The 15,987-nt window shown below is 64.1% G+C and carries 20 protein-coding genes and 1 pseudogene; 6 read left to right on the forward strand and 15 right to left on the reverse strand.

Translation table 11 applies throughout. From position 1 onward, the window contains the following. The 4 genes from ILT46_RS07195 to ILT46_RS07210 all read left to right on the forward strand — a co-directional run. The coding region (locus ILT46_RS07195) for an META domain-containing protein (protein WP_199503966.1) at positions 1-1,059 on the forward strand (1,059 nt) is incomplete at its 5' end. Then, positions 1,056-1,889: a hypothetical protein gene (locus ILT46_RS07200; RefSeq protein ID WP_199503967.1), complete on the forward strand. Its 834-nt coding sequence runs from the start codon at positions 1,056-1,058 to the stop codon at positions 1,887-1,889. The genes ILT46_RS07195 and ILT46_RS07200, both read left to right, overlap by 4 nt. Before the next feature lie 67 nt (positions 1,890-1,956). Beyond that, complete coding sequence (locus tag ILT46_RS07205) at positions 1,957-2,193, forward strand: hypothetical protein (RefSeq protein WP_199503968.1); 237 nt, start codon at positions 1,957-1,959, stop codon at positions 2,191-2,193. Next, positions 2,190-2,711, forward strand: coding sequence for a hypothetical protein (locus ILT46_RS07210; protein WP_199503969.1), 522 nt, complete (start codon positions 2,190-2,192; stop codon positions 2,709-2,711). The genes ILT46_RS07205 and ILT46_RS07210 overlap by 4 nt, the downstream gene beginning before the upstream one ends. Before the next feature lie 442 nt (positions 2,712-3,153). On the opposite strand, the pseudogene ILT46_RS07215 reads toward ILT46_RS07210, so the two are convergent. Next, a pseudogene (locus ILT46_RS07215) lies at positions 3,154-3,543 on the reverse strand (NAD(P)H-dependent oxidoreductase); the annotation flags it as partial. Here ILT46_RS07215 and ILT46_RS07220 point away from each other — a divergent pair. Continuing rightward, a complete protein-coding gene (locus tag ILT46_RS07220) occupies positions 3,520-3,864 on the forward strand; it encodes a hypothetical protein (protein ID WP_199504159.1) in 345 nt (114 codons plus the stop codon). The pseudogene ILT46_RS07215 and the gene ILT46_RS07220 sit on opposite strands and share 24 nt — an antisense overlap. A 31-nt stretch (positions 3,865-3,895) precedes the next feature. On the opposite strand, the gene ILT46_RS12390 is transcribed toward ILT46_RS07220, so the two are convergent. The 4 genes from ILT46_RS12390 to ILT46_RS07235 form a co-directional block, all read right to left on the reverse strand. Further along, a complete protein-coding gene (locus tag ILT46_RS12390) occupies positions 3,896-5,056 on the reverse strand; it encodes an FTR1 family iron permease (protein WP_370592375.1) in 1,161 nt (386 codons plus the stop codon). Between the two features lie 80 nt (positions 5,057-5,136). Next, positions 5,137-5,886 (reverse strand): c-type cytochrome, encoded by a 750-nt coding sequence (locus ILT46_RS12395; RefSeq protein WP_370592376.1) that lies wholly within the window; start codon positions 5,884-5,886, stop codon positions 5,137-5,139. Next, positions 5,883-6,521 (reverse strand): cation transporter, encoded by a 639-nt coding sequence (locus tag ILT46_RS07230; RefSeq protein ID WP_199503970.1) that lies wholly within the window; start codon positions 6,519-6,521, stop codon positions 5,883-5,885. The genes ILT46_RS12395 and ILT46_RS07230 overlap by 4 nt, the downstream gene beginning before the upstream one ends. Further along, on the reverse strand, positions 6,518-7,120 hold the full coding sequence (locus ILT46_RS07235) for a class I SAM-dependent methyltransferase (protein WP_199504131.1): 603 nt from the start codon (positions 7,118-7,120) through the stop codon (positions 6,518-6,520). Before ILT46_RS07235 ends, ILT46_RS07230 begins: the two co-directional genes overlap by 4 nt. A gap of 178 nt (positions 7,121-7,298) precedes the next feature. Between ILT46_RS07235 and ILT46_RS07240 the strand changes: the two genes are divergently transcribed. After that, complete coding sequence (locus ILT46_RS07240; protein ID WP_199503971.1) at positions 7,299-7,706, forward strand: MerR family transcriptional regulator; 408 nt, start codon at positions 7,299-7,301, stop codon at positions 7,704-7,706. Between the two features lie 259 nt (positions 7,707-7,965). Here the strand turns inward: ILT46_RS07240 and ILT46_RS07245 are convergent, their stop codons facing one another. The 10 genes from ILT46_RS07245 to ILT46_RS07290 all read right to left on the reverse strand — a co-directional run bounded on the left by ILT46_RS07245 (position 7,966) and on the right by ILT46_RS07290 (position 15,944). Further along, positions 7,966-8,691 carry a PepSY domain-containing protein gene (locus tag ILT46_RS07245; RefSeq protein ID WP_199503972.1) on the reverse strand — a complete coding sequence of 242 codons (726 nt, stop codon included), beginning with the start codon at positions 8,689-8,691 and terminating at the stop codon, positions 7,966-7,968. After that, positions 8,688-9,206 (reverse strand): hypothetical protein, encoded by a 519-nt coding sequence (locus ILT46_RS07250; protein ID WP_233397085.1) that lies wholly within the window; start codon positions 9,204-9,206, stop codon positions 8,688-8,690. The genes ILT46_RS07245 and ILT46_RS07250 overlap by 4 nt, the downstream gene beginning before the upstream one ends. A gap of 259 nt (positions 9,207-9,465) precedes the next feature. Then, a complete protein-coding gene (locus ILT46_RS07255; RefSeq protein ID WP_233397101.1) occupies positions 9,466-10,257 on the reverse strand; it encodes a DUF305 domain-containing protein in 792 nt (263 codons plus the stop codon). A gap of 41 nt (positions 10,258-10,298) precedes the next feature. Then, positions 10,299-10,778, reverse strand: coding sequence for a DUF305 domain-containing protein (locus ILT46_RS07260; protein ID WP_199503974.1), 480 nt, complete (start codon positions 10,776-10,778; stop codon positions 10,299-10,301). A gap of 12 nt (positions 10,779-10,790) precedes the next feature. After that, positions 10,791-11,480, reverse strand: a complete 690-nt coding sequence (locus ILT46_RS07265) for a DUF2231 domain-containing protein (protein WP_199503975.1) — start codon at positions 11,478-11,480, stop codon at positions 10,791-10,793. A 1-nt stretch (position 11,481) separates the two neighbouring features. Then, on the reverse strand, positions 11,482-11,970 hold the full coding sequence (locus ILT46_RS07270) for a YybH family protein (RefSeq protein WP_233397086.1): 489 nt from the start codon (positions 11,968-11,970) through the stop codon (positions 11,482-11,484). A gap of 19 nt (positions 11,971-11,989) precedes the next feature. Then, entirely contained in the window at positions 11,990-12,853 is an 864-nt protein-coding gene (locus ILT46_RS07275; RefSeq protein WP_370592377.1) for a copper resistance protein B, read from the reverse strand. Between the two features lie 424 nt (positions 12,854-13,277). Continuing rightward, positions 13,278-15,260, reverse strand: coding sequence for a copper resistance system multicopper oxidase (locus ILT46_RS07280; RefSeq protein ID WP_199503976.1), 1,983 nt, complete (start codon positions 15,258-15,260; stop codon positions 13,278-13,280). A 78-nt stretch (positions 15,261-15,338) separates the two neighbouring features. Then, positions 15,339-15,578: a hypothetical protein gene (locus tag ILT46_RS07285; RefSeq protein ID WP_199503977.1), complete on the reverse strand. Its 240-nt coding sequence runs from the start codon at positions 15,576-15,578 to the stop codon at positions 15,339-15,341. Positions 15,579-15,614: 36 nt separating this feature from the next. After that, entirely contained in the window at positions 15,615-15,944 is a 330-nt protein-coding gene (locus ILT46_RS07290) for a hypothetical protein (protein ID WP_199503978.1), read from the reverse strand. Positions 15,945-15,987: the final 43 nt, after the last annotated feature.

Consider the following 15,987-nt stretch of genomic DNA (forward strand, 5'->3'; position numbering starts at 1 on the left):
ATGAGCGACTACAAGGGCGCTGCGCGCGCGAGGTCAGACCGAGATGGAGATGCGCGGGCTTATGGCTGGGATGTGGCCTCGCGGCCTGAGTTGTTGGTGAAAGGGTATGATCGATTCCTGACGGACACAGGCGACAAACAGGTCGCGCTCTCGGTAGCCAACGCGCTGTGGCTCTCGGACGATCTGACGTTCGAGAGCGCATATCTGCAAAGCGCCCGGTCCGCGTTCGGCGCGACAACGGACACGGTCGACTTCGGGGGGGATCCTCAGGGCTCCGCGGACCGGACCGCGGGCGCTGACGTTGGTGAGGATATCGACCGTCATATTCGCTCGCTGGAAGATCTCGAAGGTGATTGGCGGGTGGTCAGCATCGATGGCGAGACCCTGCCCGAAACGGCGGAGGAACCTCTCATCGCCATCTCAAACGACGCGATCGGCGGGTCGATCGGTTGCAACGCATTCGGAGGGCTGGCTCTCTTTGCCGAGGGCCGGGTAGCGGTTCATAGCTGGGGCGGCGATGCGATGGGGTGTCCGGGCCGGCTGAACGAGCAAGAGCAAGCCATCTTGGAGCTTTTCCGTGCAAATCCGCGGGTGCTGCTCGAAAACGACCAACTTGAGATCCGTTCCTCAAACCATCGACTGATGCTGAGGCGGACGGACCGGGCGAGTGATTCAGCACTATCGCCCGATCCCATGCGCATTCCTGTCGCCGGTCCAGTCTCGCAAAAATTGGCCGGCACGCGCTGGACGATCAGGAGCATCGACGGGAAAGCGGCAAGCTCGAGCCCCGACGACAGGCACCTGCGCTTTTCGCAGGATGGATGGCAAGGGCTGGCTTCGTGCGCCACGCTGTTCGGCATCTACGCGATCCAGGGAGACCGTCTGCTGGTCGAAGACGAGATTGGCGCCACCGAGCCGAACTGCACCGATGAATACCTCGCTATCGACCACGTATTCGCCGATCTCATGCGCTCTGATCCCCGTTATCTGGTGGGGCCTAACGGAGAGTTCCTCATCGCTGGCGGCGGACATGTGCTGAGAGGCAGTGCGGAGCGATGATGCGTATTTGCACTGCCCTGACGGCGGCTGTCTTTCTCGCAGCCTGCACACAGTTTGAGGACGAGGCGGCACTGTGCACGTTCGACGAGAATGGTCGACTGATCCTGGAAGCAGGCAATGCGATCGCCGCATGCGTAGAACCGGCCTCGATCCCGGTCGGTGCAACGCAGGAGCGCAGCGGTCGTCTCACAATACTGGAAGCGCCTCTGCCGCCGCCATTCTCCGAACTCGATAAGGAATGGACGCCCGGGCCGGTGACGGACGAGCCGAAGCTGGCCAGACCTCCCGTGCCGCCTGTACTTTCCTACTACATCCGCGCATTTCCGCAGGCGAAGGAGCCAGCAGGCGACGTTCTCGATCTCGGCAGCCAGCACACAATCGTGTTGCGGGATGGCTGCTTCTTTCTCGACCGCGAGGGCGATAACGATCCGTTGGTCCATTTTCCTTACGGAACTGCGCTGACTATCGACGATGAGGGCTATCTGGCTTTCGGTTCCCGATACGAGCCAGACAGGATGGGAACCGTTCGGGTCGGTCTTTCGGCAGAAACGGGATGGTTCAGCGAACCCTCTGCAGCCTCGCCTGAACTGGCGGCAGCTTGCGGGGACCACAAGGTCGTCAGCGTAACGACGGTCACCGACCCGTTCGCCTGGCCCGAACGCTTCAACCCGGCACTGCGCCGCTACGGCGAACGTAGTGGCGACCGCCCTGCACAGATAATCAGGCGGGCCAATGCCTGTGCCGTCCGGCAGGCGCAGCGCGAGGCTGACCGCCGCCTGCGCGACCCAAACCTCGAACCGATCGACTGCAATCTCTTTTGGGGATTTTGAATGCTGAGCGCCGCGCAACAACTTCGCGATGCCGATTGTAGCCGGAACGCGCCGCACGGAGAAATAGTTGGATCTGCATGACGAAGTGATTTTCTGCTCCGTCCTTGCCGTAACGCTTTCCGGCTGCTTGTCGCCGACCGAGACCGAGCCCGAGATCGAGACCGAGCGCGGCGAAACGGCGTCGTCGCTGCCCGTCATTCTACATGACGGGTCGGACCTTGCGATGGAGGCGCGCATATCGGGCAGGATCACGCGAGCGGATCGTGCCTCTATCTTGAACATGCGCCGGGACAGCGCGCCTTGATCCTCTGGGGTGACGAAGATGTGCGCGTCGCTCGGCTCGACGAGACCGACTGGCTTGTGAACAATTACACTTCGGGGTTGCGAATTCGCGAGGGGGAGTTGGTCCGCGGAGGAGGCGGTTTCTATCCGCCCGATGCCGCTGTGGCGGGACTGGCCGATGGCGAGGTGCCTGCCGATTGCAAAGGTCCCGACGTCCAGCTTCATGAGATTGCAAAATTCGATCCCTCGAAGCCGGGCGGTATCCCCGATCCGCCGCCTCCGCCGCCTCCCGCACCATCGGCGCAAGATTCGCTGCTGTCGCAAGCTTTCGACGAGCGCTGGGACGGGCAGCGGTGGCCGCGACGGACGATCAGGAACGTCGCCGACCCGCGCGAAGCGATGTTTGCCTATATCCTCGAAAACTACGAAGGTCGCGAAGGCAATATGCGTGGCCATATCTGCCTGCGCGCTGCCGTGGGCGGGTTGATCGCTAGGCTATCGCAGCGTTTCGGGCCGCTTCATCCCGAAGCGGAGTGCTAGTGGAGTGGCGCCGGCGTAGTCCTGACGGCAAACGGCGAAAGCGGAATGTTTGTCGTTGCCCGGATCGATTGTTCGGGCAATCGCGGTTTCTGCGTCGGTTCGGGTGGCGCAACCTATGACAACCTCGGCGCGGAACACGGCGCGTACCGCTTGCGAAGCATGGGCGGCGGATGGGAAATCGAGAAGCTCGGGGCAAGTATAGTTTCATAGATCAGTGCCCGAAAGGGCAGTGACTAATGCTCTTACCTCATTGATCACGGCGGAGCTATTTTTTGCGAGGCGCACGGGCGCTGGAAGCGGCAACCTGACCAGTGTGCAACTTGCGACTATTGACAGCCGCCTCATCGGGGAACGTCCGCTTTTGGGCCGCTTGCGGACTGTCGGTTTTGGAATTTGGAACTTAGCTAGGCAGACCTTCTACAAGGCCGACTTCTGACACCCTTCATTCCGTTGCCAATCCAGATTTCTCGACGTGCGTCTCTACCGTACGATCTTTGTCCTTGCGCTCGGAATATCGATCGACCAACTGAACCGCGTGCGGTCGCAGCAGAACGGTGAAGCGGACCAGTTCCTCCATCACATCGACGATGCGGTCGTAATAGGCCGACGGCTTCATCCGGCCCGCATTGTCGAACTCTTCATACGCCTTGGCGACCGACGACTGGTTTGGGATTGTGACCATGCGCATCCAGCGACCAAGCACGCGCAACGTATTGACCGTGTTGAAGCTCTGGGAACCGGCGCAGACCTGCATCACCGCGAGCGTGCGGCCCTGCGTCGGGCGCATGCCCTTGTAGGCCAGCGGCAGGTGATCGATCTGCGCTTTCATGATTACGTCCTTTCCGAACAGGACGGCCTGTTGCCCAGCCGTCAAATGGTCCGCCGTTCCAGCTGGACAATGATGATGGCAGCCATGATGATCGAGGCTGGCGTCGGTATCGGAATCGCTGTCCTGATCCTGCGCATGATGGCTGCTTTCGGCCCAGTGTGCGGGATCGTTCTAACGAGCCTCGGCCGACTCGGCATGAATCCCGGACCAGATGAACGCCGTGACGGCGAAGAGGATGAGGAAATAGCGCATCAGCGGCTCGTTAGGGAAAGGTGGCGCGGTTTCACAGGCTCAAGTACAGGAATGCTCGGAGCAAGCGGATGACCCATCGTTATTCCGCGCGCCCCTGAAACGTTCACGAAGGCTCCCCTTCACGATCATCCCGCGGTCCGGCTGACCCGGCAGGTTCACTGTCAGCAGCAAGTCTGTGCGCAGCCATTCTGCGGTTGCGCCAGAAACCAAGGACAAGGACCGCCGCAACCAGGATTTGCGCCAGCAGCGCCTGGATTGTCGGCGACATGCCGAAAATGTCGATTCTCGGAACCCAGTCGACCGGTTCGACGGCTATCCATCCGGCTTCCTGCAGCGCCGCAACACCCTTGCCGGCGAGAGTCACCGCGAGAATGGCGATCAGGATGGAGCTGTAGGTGAAGAACTTGGCGATCGGGAGCGTCTGGCTGTAGCGCAGCATTGCGACCGCGACCACGGCAAGCACCACCGCCGCCACGACGGCGCCAGCCGCTATGGCGCCTCCGTTCCCCTGGCTCCAGAGCGCCGTGTAGAACAGGATCGTTTCGAACACCTCACGATAGACGACGACGAAGGTCAGCCCGAACAGGAACCAGGCCGAGCGCCTGGAGAGAGCTTTCGAAAGCTTTTCGCGAATGTAGCGCTGCCACGCGCCGGCTTGCGCCTTGCCGTGCATCCAGATGCCGACCGACAGGAGAACCGCCGCGGCGAACAAGGCGCCGAAGCCTTCCGTCAACTCGCGGCTCGCGCCGCTCACGGTGATGACGTAGGTCGCGGCGGCCCAGGTGGCGATGCCGGCCAGCAGAGCGGCTACCCAGCCGCCGTGGACGTAGCCCAAGACATCCTCTCGCTTCGCCTGGCGCAGGAAGGCGATCATCGCGATGACGATAAGCAGCGCTTCCAGGCCCTCGCGCAGCAGGATCGTGAATGCTCCCACGAAACTCGCGACAGCGCTGCCGGCCTCGGGCGCCAGCGCGATCTCCGCCTCATGAAACAGCAGCGTGAGCTCGTCCGCTCGTGCGCGGACTTCCTCTGGCGTGTCATCACGGCCGATGGCCGCCCGCAATTCGGCCATCGCGGACTCGATCCGCCGCATGAGGCCGGCGTCTCGCGCGCTCAGGAGAGGCTCGACGGGTTCGAAGCCGTCGAGATAGGCAGAAAGCGCAAGGTCGGTCGCGCTGTCGCTGTCACCACGCGCGTAAGCTTCGACTGCCTGTGCAAGGCGTTCCTTCGAGAGCGCGAGCGAGCCCGATGCAGTATCCGCCACGGCCGATGGATTGCTGCGCAGATATGCAGCGACGGCGGCGCCGCGTTCAGGACCCAGCGCTTCTTCAAGCTGAGTCGGTGTCAGGCGGACAAGTGCAGCCAGGTCCCGAACGACGCTTCGAGCCTCCGGATCGGCTTGCCAGATCCGTTCCCCTTGTTGGCGGTGCTCGGCGGGTAGGCGAACTGGCCGACATGGAAGGCGAGCATCCACCGGTCCTGCGGCGGAAGCTGAGCGAAGCCAGGCATCGCCGTACCCTCGAGTCCCTGCTCGATCACTTGGTAAAGCGCGAAAAGGCTGCGCTCGCGGGCGCGGGCCCGGTCGGTGAAATCGATGGGCGGCGGCTCCATGCCCTGAGCAGCCAGCCCTCGTCCGTTGCCGTTCGCGCCGTGACAGCTCGCGCAGTTCTCCGCGTAAAGCGCGGCGCCGCGCGACAGATCGGGAATGCCGGCGGGCGCAAGCGGCACAGGATAGGCCGTCAGCAGCGCGCGGGCGATGTCTCGCGCGGAGGTTGCCACCTGCTCGGCAGGCGCCTTGTCGGCAATCGTCGACTCAAGTCTCGCGGCATCTCGAACGAGTTTCCCCTTCGCCGCGGTGGGAGGGAGCTGCGCCAGTCTTTGTCGCACGCTCGCGGAGAACTCCACCATCTCGGAATACTCGACGTCGCTGATGAGGCGGCCATCGGACACTGCGCCCGGGTAATCGACGGCGATATAATCGAGAAGGCGCCAGATGGTTTGCGCCGGCGCCGTTTGCGCTTGCGCGAACGCTGCCGTCGAGCAGGCGAGCAGGATCCCCAGGACAACCGCTTGCATAAACTTGAGCAGTCTCATGCGCTCTTCCGGAGCTCCTGTGTGGCGTCGCGAATGATTTCCCAGGCCGAATGGAGGAAGGCGATGGCGATGATCGCCGCGACCACAAGGTCCGGCCACGCGCTCTGCAGCCAGTAGACGAAGCCGGCGGCTATGATGACCGCCACATTGTTGATCGCGTCGTTACGCGAGAACAACCAGATAGCCCGCGCCTGGGCATCGCCGCTATCCCGGAAGCGGGCGAGGACGAGCGCAGCCGTCACGTTGACCGCCAGCGCCGCGATGCCGATCCCGCCCATCATTTCCGCCTCCGGAGGCACCGCGCCGATCGCACGCCAGATCGCCATGCCGAGCACCCACGATCCGAGCAGCGCGAGAAAGATGCCTTGGGCAAGCGCCACCTTCGCGCGGGTGGATTGTGCCCAAGCCAGCGCGAGCAAACCGATGAAGGTGATCGAACCATCGCCGAGGAAGTCGAGCGAGTCCGCTTTCAGCGCCTGGCTGCCGGCAAGAAAGCCGCCGGCCAGTTCGATGAGGCCGAAGCCGACGTTGAGGATGACAACGATCCAGAGCGCGCGACGGTAGGCGGGATCGGCCGCAGCCCTCTCGGTGTCGCCGTGGCAGCCGCAGCCGCTCTCTTCTTTCGATTCGCTCATGACGGCTCTCTAGAACCTCCAGTCGCTGGAGGAGCAAGCGAGTTTTGCAAAGCGGGCGTTACCTGCAGACGGAAAAGGCTGATCTCACCCGTCAGCGTCCGGATCGTCCCGCTGGAGCTCCCGCTGTCGGGATCAAGGTCAGCGCGGATTGCTTCGATCGCTCCGCTTGCGTTTGGTTCGGTGTTTTGGAAACCATCCAGGTGTTGCACGATGCGGAACAAGGTGCGCATGAGCCGGGAGTGCTGGCGCGCATAGTCGGCTATATGCACCTCCCCGAGGGGGATCACGGCCCTCGCCATGGCAGCGATCCCGCGCTTCTTTTCCTCCATCGGCACTTGATGGAAAACGAGGCTTGAGACGGCCTTGGTGAAAGAGCAATCCAAACCATCCGCCTCGTGTGCGGATCCCTGCCGCCATTCGATCTCGACACCGGCGGCACGTGCTTTGGCGGAGGCAATCTTGAGCGCCGCTGGATCCGGGTCCAGACCCACGACGTGCGCTCCCGGTGCGGCCCTCTTGACGAGCAACGCAAAAGTCCCGGTGCCGCAGCCAACGTCGAGGATCTTATCGCGGCCGTCCGGGGCGAGCTGCTCGAGCAGGGCTGAGCCATCGCCTCTCCCGCGTCAGCAACCTGATCGCAAGATCGTAAACGCCGGTGAGTTCGGTCCGGCCAAGTGCCGGCGTGAAGTCTCCCTGACTCATTACGCCTTTGTTCCTTCGATATTGACTCGTGATGGCCCGAGACTACATCCTCCAGTCTTTGGAGGATCAAGCGCTATGGCGATGTTGATGATCGGCGAACTGGCGCGGCGTACCGGCGCCAAGGTCAACACGATCCGTTTCTATGAGGATATCGGACTGATGCCGCTGGCGGCGCGAACCGATTCGGGTCGCCGCACCTATGGCGAAGCGGACGTGAGAAGGTTGAAATTCATCCGCAACGGGCGAGAGCTGGGCTTTTCGACCGAAGAGTTGAAGTCACTGATTTCCCTCTCGGAGCAGCCGGATCGCGATTGCGGCGCGGCGGCCGCCATCGCACGCCGCCATCTCGCCGGCGTTGAGGCGAGAATGGCGCGCTTGGCGCTGCTGCGGACCGAGCTTGAGGAGGTTGCCTTCAATTGCGACGGCGGCCACATGGCGGATTGTCAGATATTGGAAGCCATTGCGGAAGCCGGCTCGCGGTGAACATGGGTTACCGTCCCGAGCGACAAGGCCGGCGAGGCGGCGTCGGAGACCAGGCGGGGTCGAGGAGTTCAAGCATGGACATGCCCGTGCGGGTTTCCCGCCAACCGTCTGCGACGCAATGGCGACCGTGGCAAGTTGCGAGGCTGGGGCTGAGTGCGGGATCGTCTTCGATGCCCGACCCGGTTCGCGGGTCACAGTGTGATTTGCAGGGCCAAAGCGGTCAGCCGACATAGCGGTCGGCCGCTCGTGGCGGCGGCTCCTAATGCTGATGATCCCTTCGACCTATCCTGATCCACACGAAATCGTGCCGCCACATCGTTCGAAACAGCAGCCAGAAGCCGGTCACCGCTAGCCACGCCATGGCGATGCCGGCTGTAATGACTAGCGGATGGTTGAAGCTCGTCCGGTCGGCGTAATCCATATTGTGGAGCATCCAGAAGAAATCCCACCAGCGCCAGGTGTCGTTCCGCCGCTCGAGCACAGCGCCCGTGGTGGCCGACACGTAGTAGGTGCTCGCGTCATCGTCGGCGAAATCGACCCGCCAGATCGGCGGCTCGTGGTCCCTGACCGGTAGCGATCGCTCGGTGAGAACCTTCGCCGCGCCGGGACTTGCCCCATTGGGATGGTTTGACTGCGCGATCGCGCGGGCGGTAGGCGCATCGATCGTCACTCGTACCCCCGTTCGGGCGTCGAACGTCTGGGTCGATCGCGCGGTCCGCACTTCTACGACCGGCCGTTCGAGGAGCGTCTTCAGCCGCAGCCCCTCGATCGTCCCGCGATCCAGCTGCCCGACGATCGCCGGCCACCCGCTAGCCTCGCCAGCAAGCGCCGATTGAATCGCTTGAGGCCGGGGGCCTCCGGCGACCGTCTCCATATCGAGCAGCGCCATCGCGGCGCCGCTGACCGTCCACAGCACGAACTGCAGGCCTATCGCGAGCCCGACCCACTTGTGGATCCTCCGCAGCCAGATCGACTTGATTGTCATGGGGTGCTGCGCTCCTTCTTCTTGCGCCTAGGGAAGGCGTAGAACAGCAACCATTTGCCCGAGAGAGCCATCAGCACCGCACCCCAGCTGAAGGCACGCAGCAGCGGATTGTTGACGTTCTCCCGCTCGGCGTAATCCATGATGTGGAGCATCCACACGAAGTCGAAAACGCGCCACAGCTCGTGCCGCCGCGAAAGGAGTTCACCGGTGACTGGTGAGAGATAGAAGGTCGGCCGGTTCCAGTGATCGAATTCGACGCGCCAGAGCGGCGGCGCGCGTCCGCGAATTTCGCCAGGCACTTCGGCGATGAGTTCGGCAGATGCGATGGGCTCGGACCCGGTGTAGTAGGTCGAAGCCAGGGCCCTGATTGCCTGCTCGTTTGGAGCTTTCATCGGTGCAGCCGAGGTTGCCGCGAAGGCGCGCTCTCCCGAGGGCCCGTCGGTAATATAGATCGGGTGCTGGTCGACCCAGGCCAGTCTGATGCCAGTGGCCTTTTTCCCGGGCGGCAAGCGCAAGCGGATCCTGCAAGGCGTCCGCCTCGATGCCGGGATTAGGCGCTTCACGAACGAGATGGTCGCCGTGGATCGTATCGATGTGAACGACGGTCATGTAGATGCCGCTCAGCGACCAGACGACCACCTGCAGGCCGATGAACAGCCCGAGCCATTTGTGCGTCTTGCGGGCGATTACGTGGGTTCGCATCTGCTGGCGAAAACTTCGGTCCTGGATGAGGATGGCAGCGGCGAGATGCTCGCCGGGGCGATCAAGCGACGATCAGCAGTGTCCCGCCGCCCGATGTTCGGGAGCGCAAGTAGGCGAGGCTTCGGGCTCGGCCGCAGACTCCGCTGTTGCCTTGGTCGGTGCGCGCTTTGTAGGGGCCGGTCTTTCCGCGGCCGCCTTCGGGGCAGCAGGTTTCGCGGCCGGTGCCGGCGCGACGGTATCGCTACTAGCTTGGGCCTGCATAGTCATCCGCTCGCCGCGCAGCATGGCTTCGACCATGGCGATTTCCTTGAGCTGCTCGGCCCGTGTCTCCTCGATCTGCGCGCGCACCGCACCGGTCGCGCCGTTCGCGAGCGCGATGTCCGACATCGCGACGGCGCCGCGGTGGTGGGCAAGCATCTTGGAGAGGTAGGTCTCCGAAGGGGTAGCCCCCGATGCCGCCATCATTTCGCTGTGCATCTCGGTCATCGCCGCTTCGTAGAGCTTGGCGCTTTCGGGATCGGCGGTGCCGTTGCGGGCGAGTGCTTTGAGCGCTTCGATCTCGGCGCCCTGGTTGTCGATCGTCATCTGCGCCATCTCCGCGACATCGGCGGTGGGCTCGAGACCGAGCACGGTCCGCGACATGTCGATCGCGCCTTCGTGGTGTGCGATCATTTTCTTGACCCAGGTGTCGGCGGCATCGACGCCGACCGCGGCCTTCATCGCCTTGTCCATCGCCATCTCGGATTTGGCATAGGGGCCGTCCATGGTCATTTCGTTGGCGGGCGCGGTGTCGTCGGCAGGCTGTTCAGGGCTTCCGCAGGCGCCGAGTGAAGCAAGGAGCGCTAGCGCGCCAATTCCGGTCATTCGGATCACTGAATATCTCCATGGTTGCAGATCGTGTTGGGTCAGAGGCGGTCCATGATCCGCTTCATCTGGGCGATTTCGTCTTTCTGGGCCTGGATGATCTCGCCGCAGAGCTGGCGGATCTCGGGATCGGCGAGTGCGGCTTCCTCGCACATCAGGATCGCGCCCGAGTGGTGCGGGATCATGGAGCGTAGGAATTGGTCGTCGCCTACCAAACTCTGCTGGCGGATGCCGAGCAGCGACAGGACGAAGATCGCCGCGAAGGCCAGGTAGAGCGCGGCGTTGAGCCTGCGGTTGCGATACATACCGCCCATCGTCGCCAGCATGATCGCGCCCATCGGCGCCCACATGACCAGCGCCATGTAGAAGAAGTTCAAATTCTGGATGAACTCGCCCCTGCTCCAGATCATGGCGAACATGACGAGATACATCACCAGCAGGCTCAGCCCGAGGTTAACGGCCAGCATCACGTAGGGCTTTGAACCGCCTTCGTGCTGCGCTCCATTCGCGTGGTCTTCCATCAGCCGTTCTCCTTACCAGTTCAAGTGGTCGACGCCGTGCACGAGCGCGCCGCCGAACCAGCCCTGCACGAGGATCGCCGCGGTCAGGATCGAAAGTCCCATGATCATGCCGGGGCCGCGGTCCTGCTCCGGGCGCCTGAGCGCGAACACACCCAAAGCGAACGCGCCGAGCCCGATGCCGGTCCCGAGCCAGCGGTGACTTTGGTGCAGCCAGTCATCGAGGCCGAGTTCGAACCCGCCGCTCAGCCAGCCTGACAGCATGGCGAACGGCGCGGTCACGCCCGCTGTCACCACGAGGAACTGTACCGGCTTGGCGAAACCGGGCCGCTTGCGTCCGACAACGGCGGTGAAGAGCGCCGCCGGGATGAAGGCGATCGGAAAATGCACCAGCATGGGATGGAAGCGGCCGAGCCAGTCGAGCAGTCGCGCGCCGAAACTCTGCGGTGGTTCCTCGGCTTTGGCCATGCCAGCCATGGCCGCAGCATGATCTGGCATCGTCATATCGTGCGCCATGGGAGCAGTCTGCGCCGATCCACTAGCCGCCGCACGCTGGGCTTCGATTTGCACTGCCTCCTGTTTCGCCTTGTGATCCTTGTGCGCTGAAAGGGGGCCGGCCGGCATCGAAATCACGGCAACGATCGCCAACACCGCCAACACCGAGCGTGTCAGCCAGGCGTGGGAGCGTGGGATGACCTGGGTCATCTCACGCTCCCTTCGGCTTGCGCGCCGAATTGTGCATGACCAGGATTTTCCAGCCATCGGCCGTTCGCATGAGGACGCTCGTGGCAACACCCTTGCGCGTCGCGATCTCGCCAGTCTTCCGCTCGATGCGGTAGTTATAGGTTTCCGTCGCAAGCGCGATATCGCCTTCGATGCGCACGGCGACCGTGTAGTCGGAGAATGCGAACGAGCGGAAAGCCGCGAGCTCGGGCCCCAGATGGTGCGCGAGATCCTCCTTGTAGGTGCCTTCGACCCCGCCGGTTTCGAACACCGCGGAATCCTCGGTGAAGAGCGCTTCGGTTCCGGACGCATCCAGCCGCTCGATCGCAGACTTGTAGCGCGCCAATGCCGCGCGAACGGCGCTCTCATCCTCGCTCGCCGAAGCGGGCTGCGCAGCTACAGGGGCGGCAGCCGAGGCATGCGTATCCGGTGCCGCGTGAGCCGCCAGTGCAGCAGCGATCATGGTGGTCATCAACATTCTTCTTCTCCCCTCAGAACCAGAAGCGGATGCCGGCCAGGAAACTCCAGCCACCGGTCGCTTCGCCTTCGTCGCGCAGGAAACCGCGGGTCCTGCCGAAGGCGCGCTCGTATTGGACGCCCACGTAAGGAGCGAACTCGCGGGCGACGTCGTAGCGCAGCCGGAGGCCGATCTCTGCAACGGTCAGACCCGCGCCGACACCGATGTCCTCGCTGCTCTGAGCCGCGAAATTGAGCTCGGCACGCGGCTGCAGAATCAGCTTCTGGGTGATGCGCTGGTCGTAGTAGCCTTCGAGCCGGCCCAACAGCTCGCCCCGATCCGACAGGAACAGCGCGCCCTCGACGTCGAAGAAACCCGGCGCCAGCCCCTCGAATCCGATCGTGGCGTAGACGCGCGATGGGTCTGGCTCGAAATCGTACCGGACGCCGGCCTGAAGATCGAAGTAGGGGCCAATGGCGCGGCTATAGAGCGCCTGGACCTCGGCGGATTCCACCCCGGCGCCGAACTCGCCTTCACCTTCGGTTTTGACGACCAGCCGATTGATGTCCCCGCCATACCAGGCCTCGCCGCCCCATTCGTAAGAGTCCCGTCCGCTCTTGATCTTCACCTCCGCGATATTGAGGATTACCATCGAGAAGTTCTGGCCGCCGTGATGCAGCGACAGGTGGTGGCGCCCCATCGCCATCGCGGACGGGCCGTAGATCGCATCGGCGGCGTGGTCCGTCGGCACGGGCGGAGCCGCACCCGAGCCGACCGGAAGGTCCGTTCCCTCGACGTCGACTGTCGTTGCCGGGGTGCAATGTCCCATCGCCGCGTGTTCCGGCGCGCACGTCACCTGAGCTGCAGGTTGCGCTGCGGGGAGTTTGCAGTGCCCCATCGCCGCATGCTCCGGCGAGCAAGTGGTTTGGGCCGGGGACGCGGTCTGTGGCGTCGCTGTGGGAGAGGCAGCGGGACGCGTGCAATGGCCCATTGCAGCATGTTCGGGCAGGCAAGTGCTCGGCGCTTGAGGTATGGGAAGTGGCTGTGCGGCAGCCGGTTGGGTTTCCGGTAGCGTGCAATGTCCCATCGCGGCGTGCTCGGGCAGGCAGGCCGGCGGCGCTTTGGACCCGGGCTGCGCCTGAGCGACCGCCGATCGATTTGCCGGCAGCGTGCAATGCCCCATGGCAGCATGCTCGGGAGTGCAACTCGTGGCTGCGGTAGGGACCGATGTCTGGTCCGGCGAAGCCTGTTCTTGCGCGACAGCTGGCACGCTGACGAAAGCCGCCACGGCAAGCAGGGGAAGTCTGTGAAGCCAGATCATCTTACGCGTCTCCCTTGTCGGGACGCACGGTGACGACACGCATCATCCCGGCGGTCATGTGGTAGAGGTTGTGACAGTGGAACGCCCAGTCGCCCTGCGCATCGAGGGTGACGTCGAAGGTCGCCGTCCCGCCCGGCTGCACGTTCACCGTGTGCTTGCGCGGCGACCAGGCGCCATGCCCGGTCACCAGCTCAAAGAAGTGGCCGTGCAGATGGATCGGGTGCTGCATCATCGTGTCATTGACGAGCCGCACGCGCACGCGCTCGTTGTGGCGGAAGGGGATCGGCTCGGCCGGCTCGCTCATCTTCACCCCGTCGAACGACCACATGTAGCGTTCCATGTTGCCGGTCAGGTGGATGTCGAGCTGACGGGATGGCGCGCGCACGTCGGGGTTGCGTTCGAGCGCCACGAGATCACGATAGGTCAGCACGCGGTGGCCGACGTTATCGAGACCCGTCCCCGGATCGCCCATGCGGTCGACCGGCATCGGCGAAATCGTCTGCACGCCGGGGTTCTTATCGACCTGCGGTGCGTTGGCGAAGTCGCGCATGCCCATCGCGCCGTGATCCATTGGCGCCGCTGCCTGGCCCTCGGCCGCCGGGGCCGTGTGTCCCATCGCGGCGTGGTCCATGGGTGCTGCCGCCGGAGATGCCGCAGCGGAGCCATGCCCCATCGCCGCGTGATCCATACCCGCCATGCCAGCCGCCGCTGCCGTTGCAACTACGGCGCCTGTCTCTTTCCAGCCGGTCAGCTTCCACAACTCGCCGGAGGCGTTCGGTTGGGCAGTCGGATCGACGCCACGTACCTTCGCCGGGTTCGATGATCCACTGCCCATCGCGCCATGATCCATCCCGGAATGGTCCATGTCGCCCATGCCCATGTCCTTCATGGTAAGGAGCGGGCGCGGGCGCAGCGGCGGAACCGGCGCGCTCATACCTTCGCGCGGCGCGAGCGTTGCCCGTCCCAGACCTGAGCGGTCGCTCGCCTCGCTGACAAAACTGTAGGCCCTGTCCTGCGGCGTCACGACGACGTCGTAGGTTTCGGCGGTGCCGATCTGAAACTCGTCGACGGCCACCGGACGCACGTTGAGGCCATCGGCCTGCACCACCGTCATCGGCAGCCCGGGGATGCGGATGTTGAAGGTCGTCTGTGCCGAGGCGTTGATGACGCGGAGCCGGACGCGTTCGCCGGGTGTGAACAGGCCGGTCCAGTTGTCGAACGGGCCGAACCCGTTGATGGTGAAGGCGTAGGTCGATCCGGTGACGTCGGCGATGTCGGCCGCGTCCATCCGCATCTGCGCCCACTCCCAGCGCTCCTGCGCCGTCAGGTCGCGCCCCGCGAGCAAACCCGACAGCGTCATGCGCTGACGGTTGAAGTACGGACCGCCCATCTGCTTGAGCTTGCGATAGATGGTCGCCCCGGCGAGCGGGCTGTGGTCGGACAGCACAAGCACATGCTCGCGGTCGTAGGCGACAGGATCGGGCCCGGCCGGATCGATCACGATCGGGCCGTAGACGCCATCCTCCTCCTGGTAGGCGCTGTGGCTGTGATACCAGTAGGTTCCGGCATGGCTGAGATCGAACTCGTAGTCGAAGGTCGATCGCGGCATGATGCCGGGGAAGCTGACGCCGGGAACGCCGTCCATCTCGAACGGCACCAGCAGACCATGCCAGTGGATCGAGCTTTCCTCGTCGAGCGTGTTCTGCACCCGCAGGCGAACCCGCTGGCCTTCCTTCAGGCGGATCAGTGGGCCAGGCACGGTTCCGTTGATTCCGATCGCGCGGCTGACCTTGCCATCGACTTCAACGCTGACCTGGCCGATCGCGAGAGAAATGTCGCTGCCGCTGACGGTCGGCAGAGGCCGGGCGAGCCCTGTCGAGAGTGGTTGGGCCCAGGCGGGCAGAGCTTGCGCGAGGCCGAAGCCTGCGCCGGAGACGGCGGCGGCGCGCAGCAGCGCACGCCGTCCGAGGACGAGTTCGTTCATCGATGGATTCCTTGGGCTCACTGACAGCGACGTCCGGTCTCCCGACGGGGCAAGGCCCCGCCGGAAGCTCAGAGACGCTTAATGGTGCGCGTGCCCGTCGGCCGGGGCCGCGGGCGTCACTTCATGGCCTGCGTGCGGATCGGAGGACGGAGCTGCGGTGCCGCCAGCGGGCTTGCCCGCCATCTTGTCGCAGCACGCGCATTTCTCCGTCATCTTCTCGCAGCATTCCATCTTCGGCTTCTCCGCGGGAGCAGCCTGGGCGTGGGCGACGCCGGGAAGGGCGATCGCGAGCGCGCCCGCAGTGATCAACTTGTTCATGTTAATGTACTCCGTGAAATCGAAAAAAGAACGATTTCACGCAAGTCTCGGAGGGGGCGTGGGCAGCTTTGCCAGGAACGCCCGATGCCCGCTCGTCCGGAACCCGGCGAGGATGGGGGCATGATAGGCGACCGGTTCGATCGCGGCCGCGCCGAGCGGGGCCAAGGCGGAACACATCGCGACACAGCACTGCGTCATCGCAGCCGGCTCGTCTTCGCTCCCGGAATCCTCATCGCCGCAATGCCCCGCCTGCGTCATCTCGCCATGGTTCATTGGCATCGCCGCCATGGCCATGCCCGACTGCATCGCCAGCGGTGCGATGAGCATGGCGAGCGCTGCCAGGAGGAGATGGAGTCGGCGAAGCATCAGGAATTCTTCCTAGGCTCGGGCGGAACAGGGGTCAATTTTC

The sequence above is a fragment of the Qipengyuania sp. YIM B01966 genome, from assembly GCF_016461955.1.
GTDB lineage: Bacteria > Pseudomonadota > Alphaproteobacteria > Sphingomonadales > Sphingomonadaceae > QFOP01.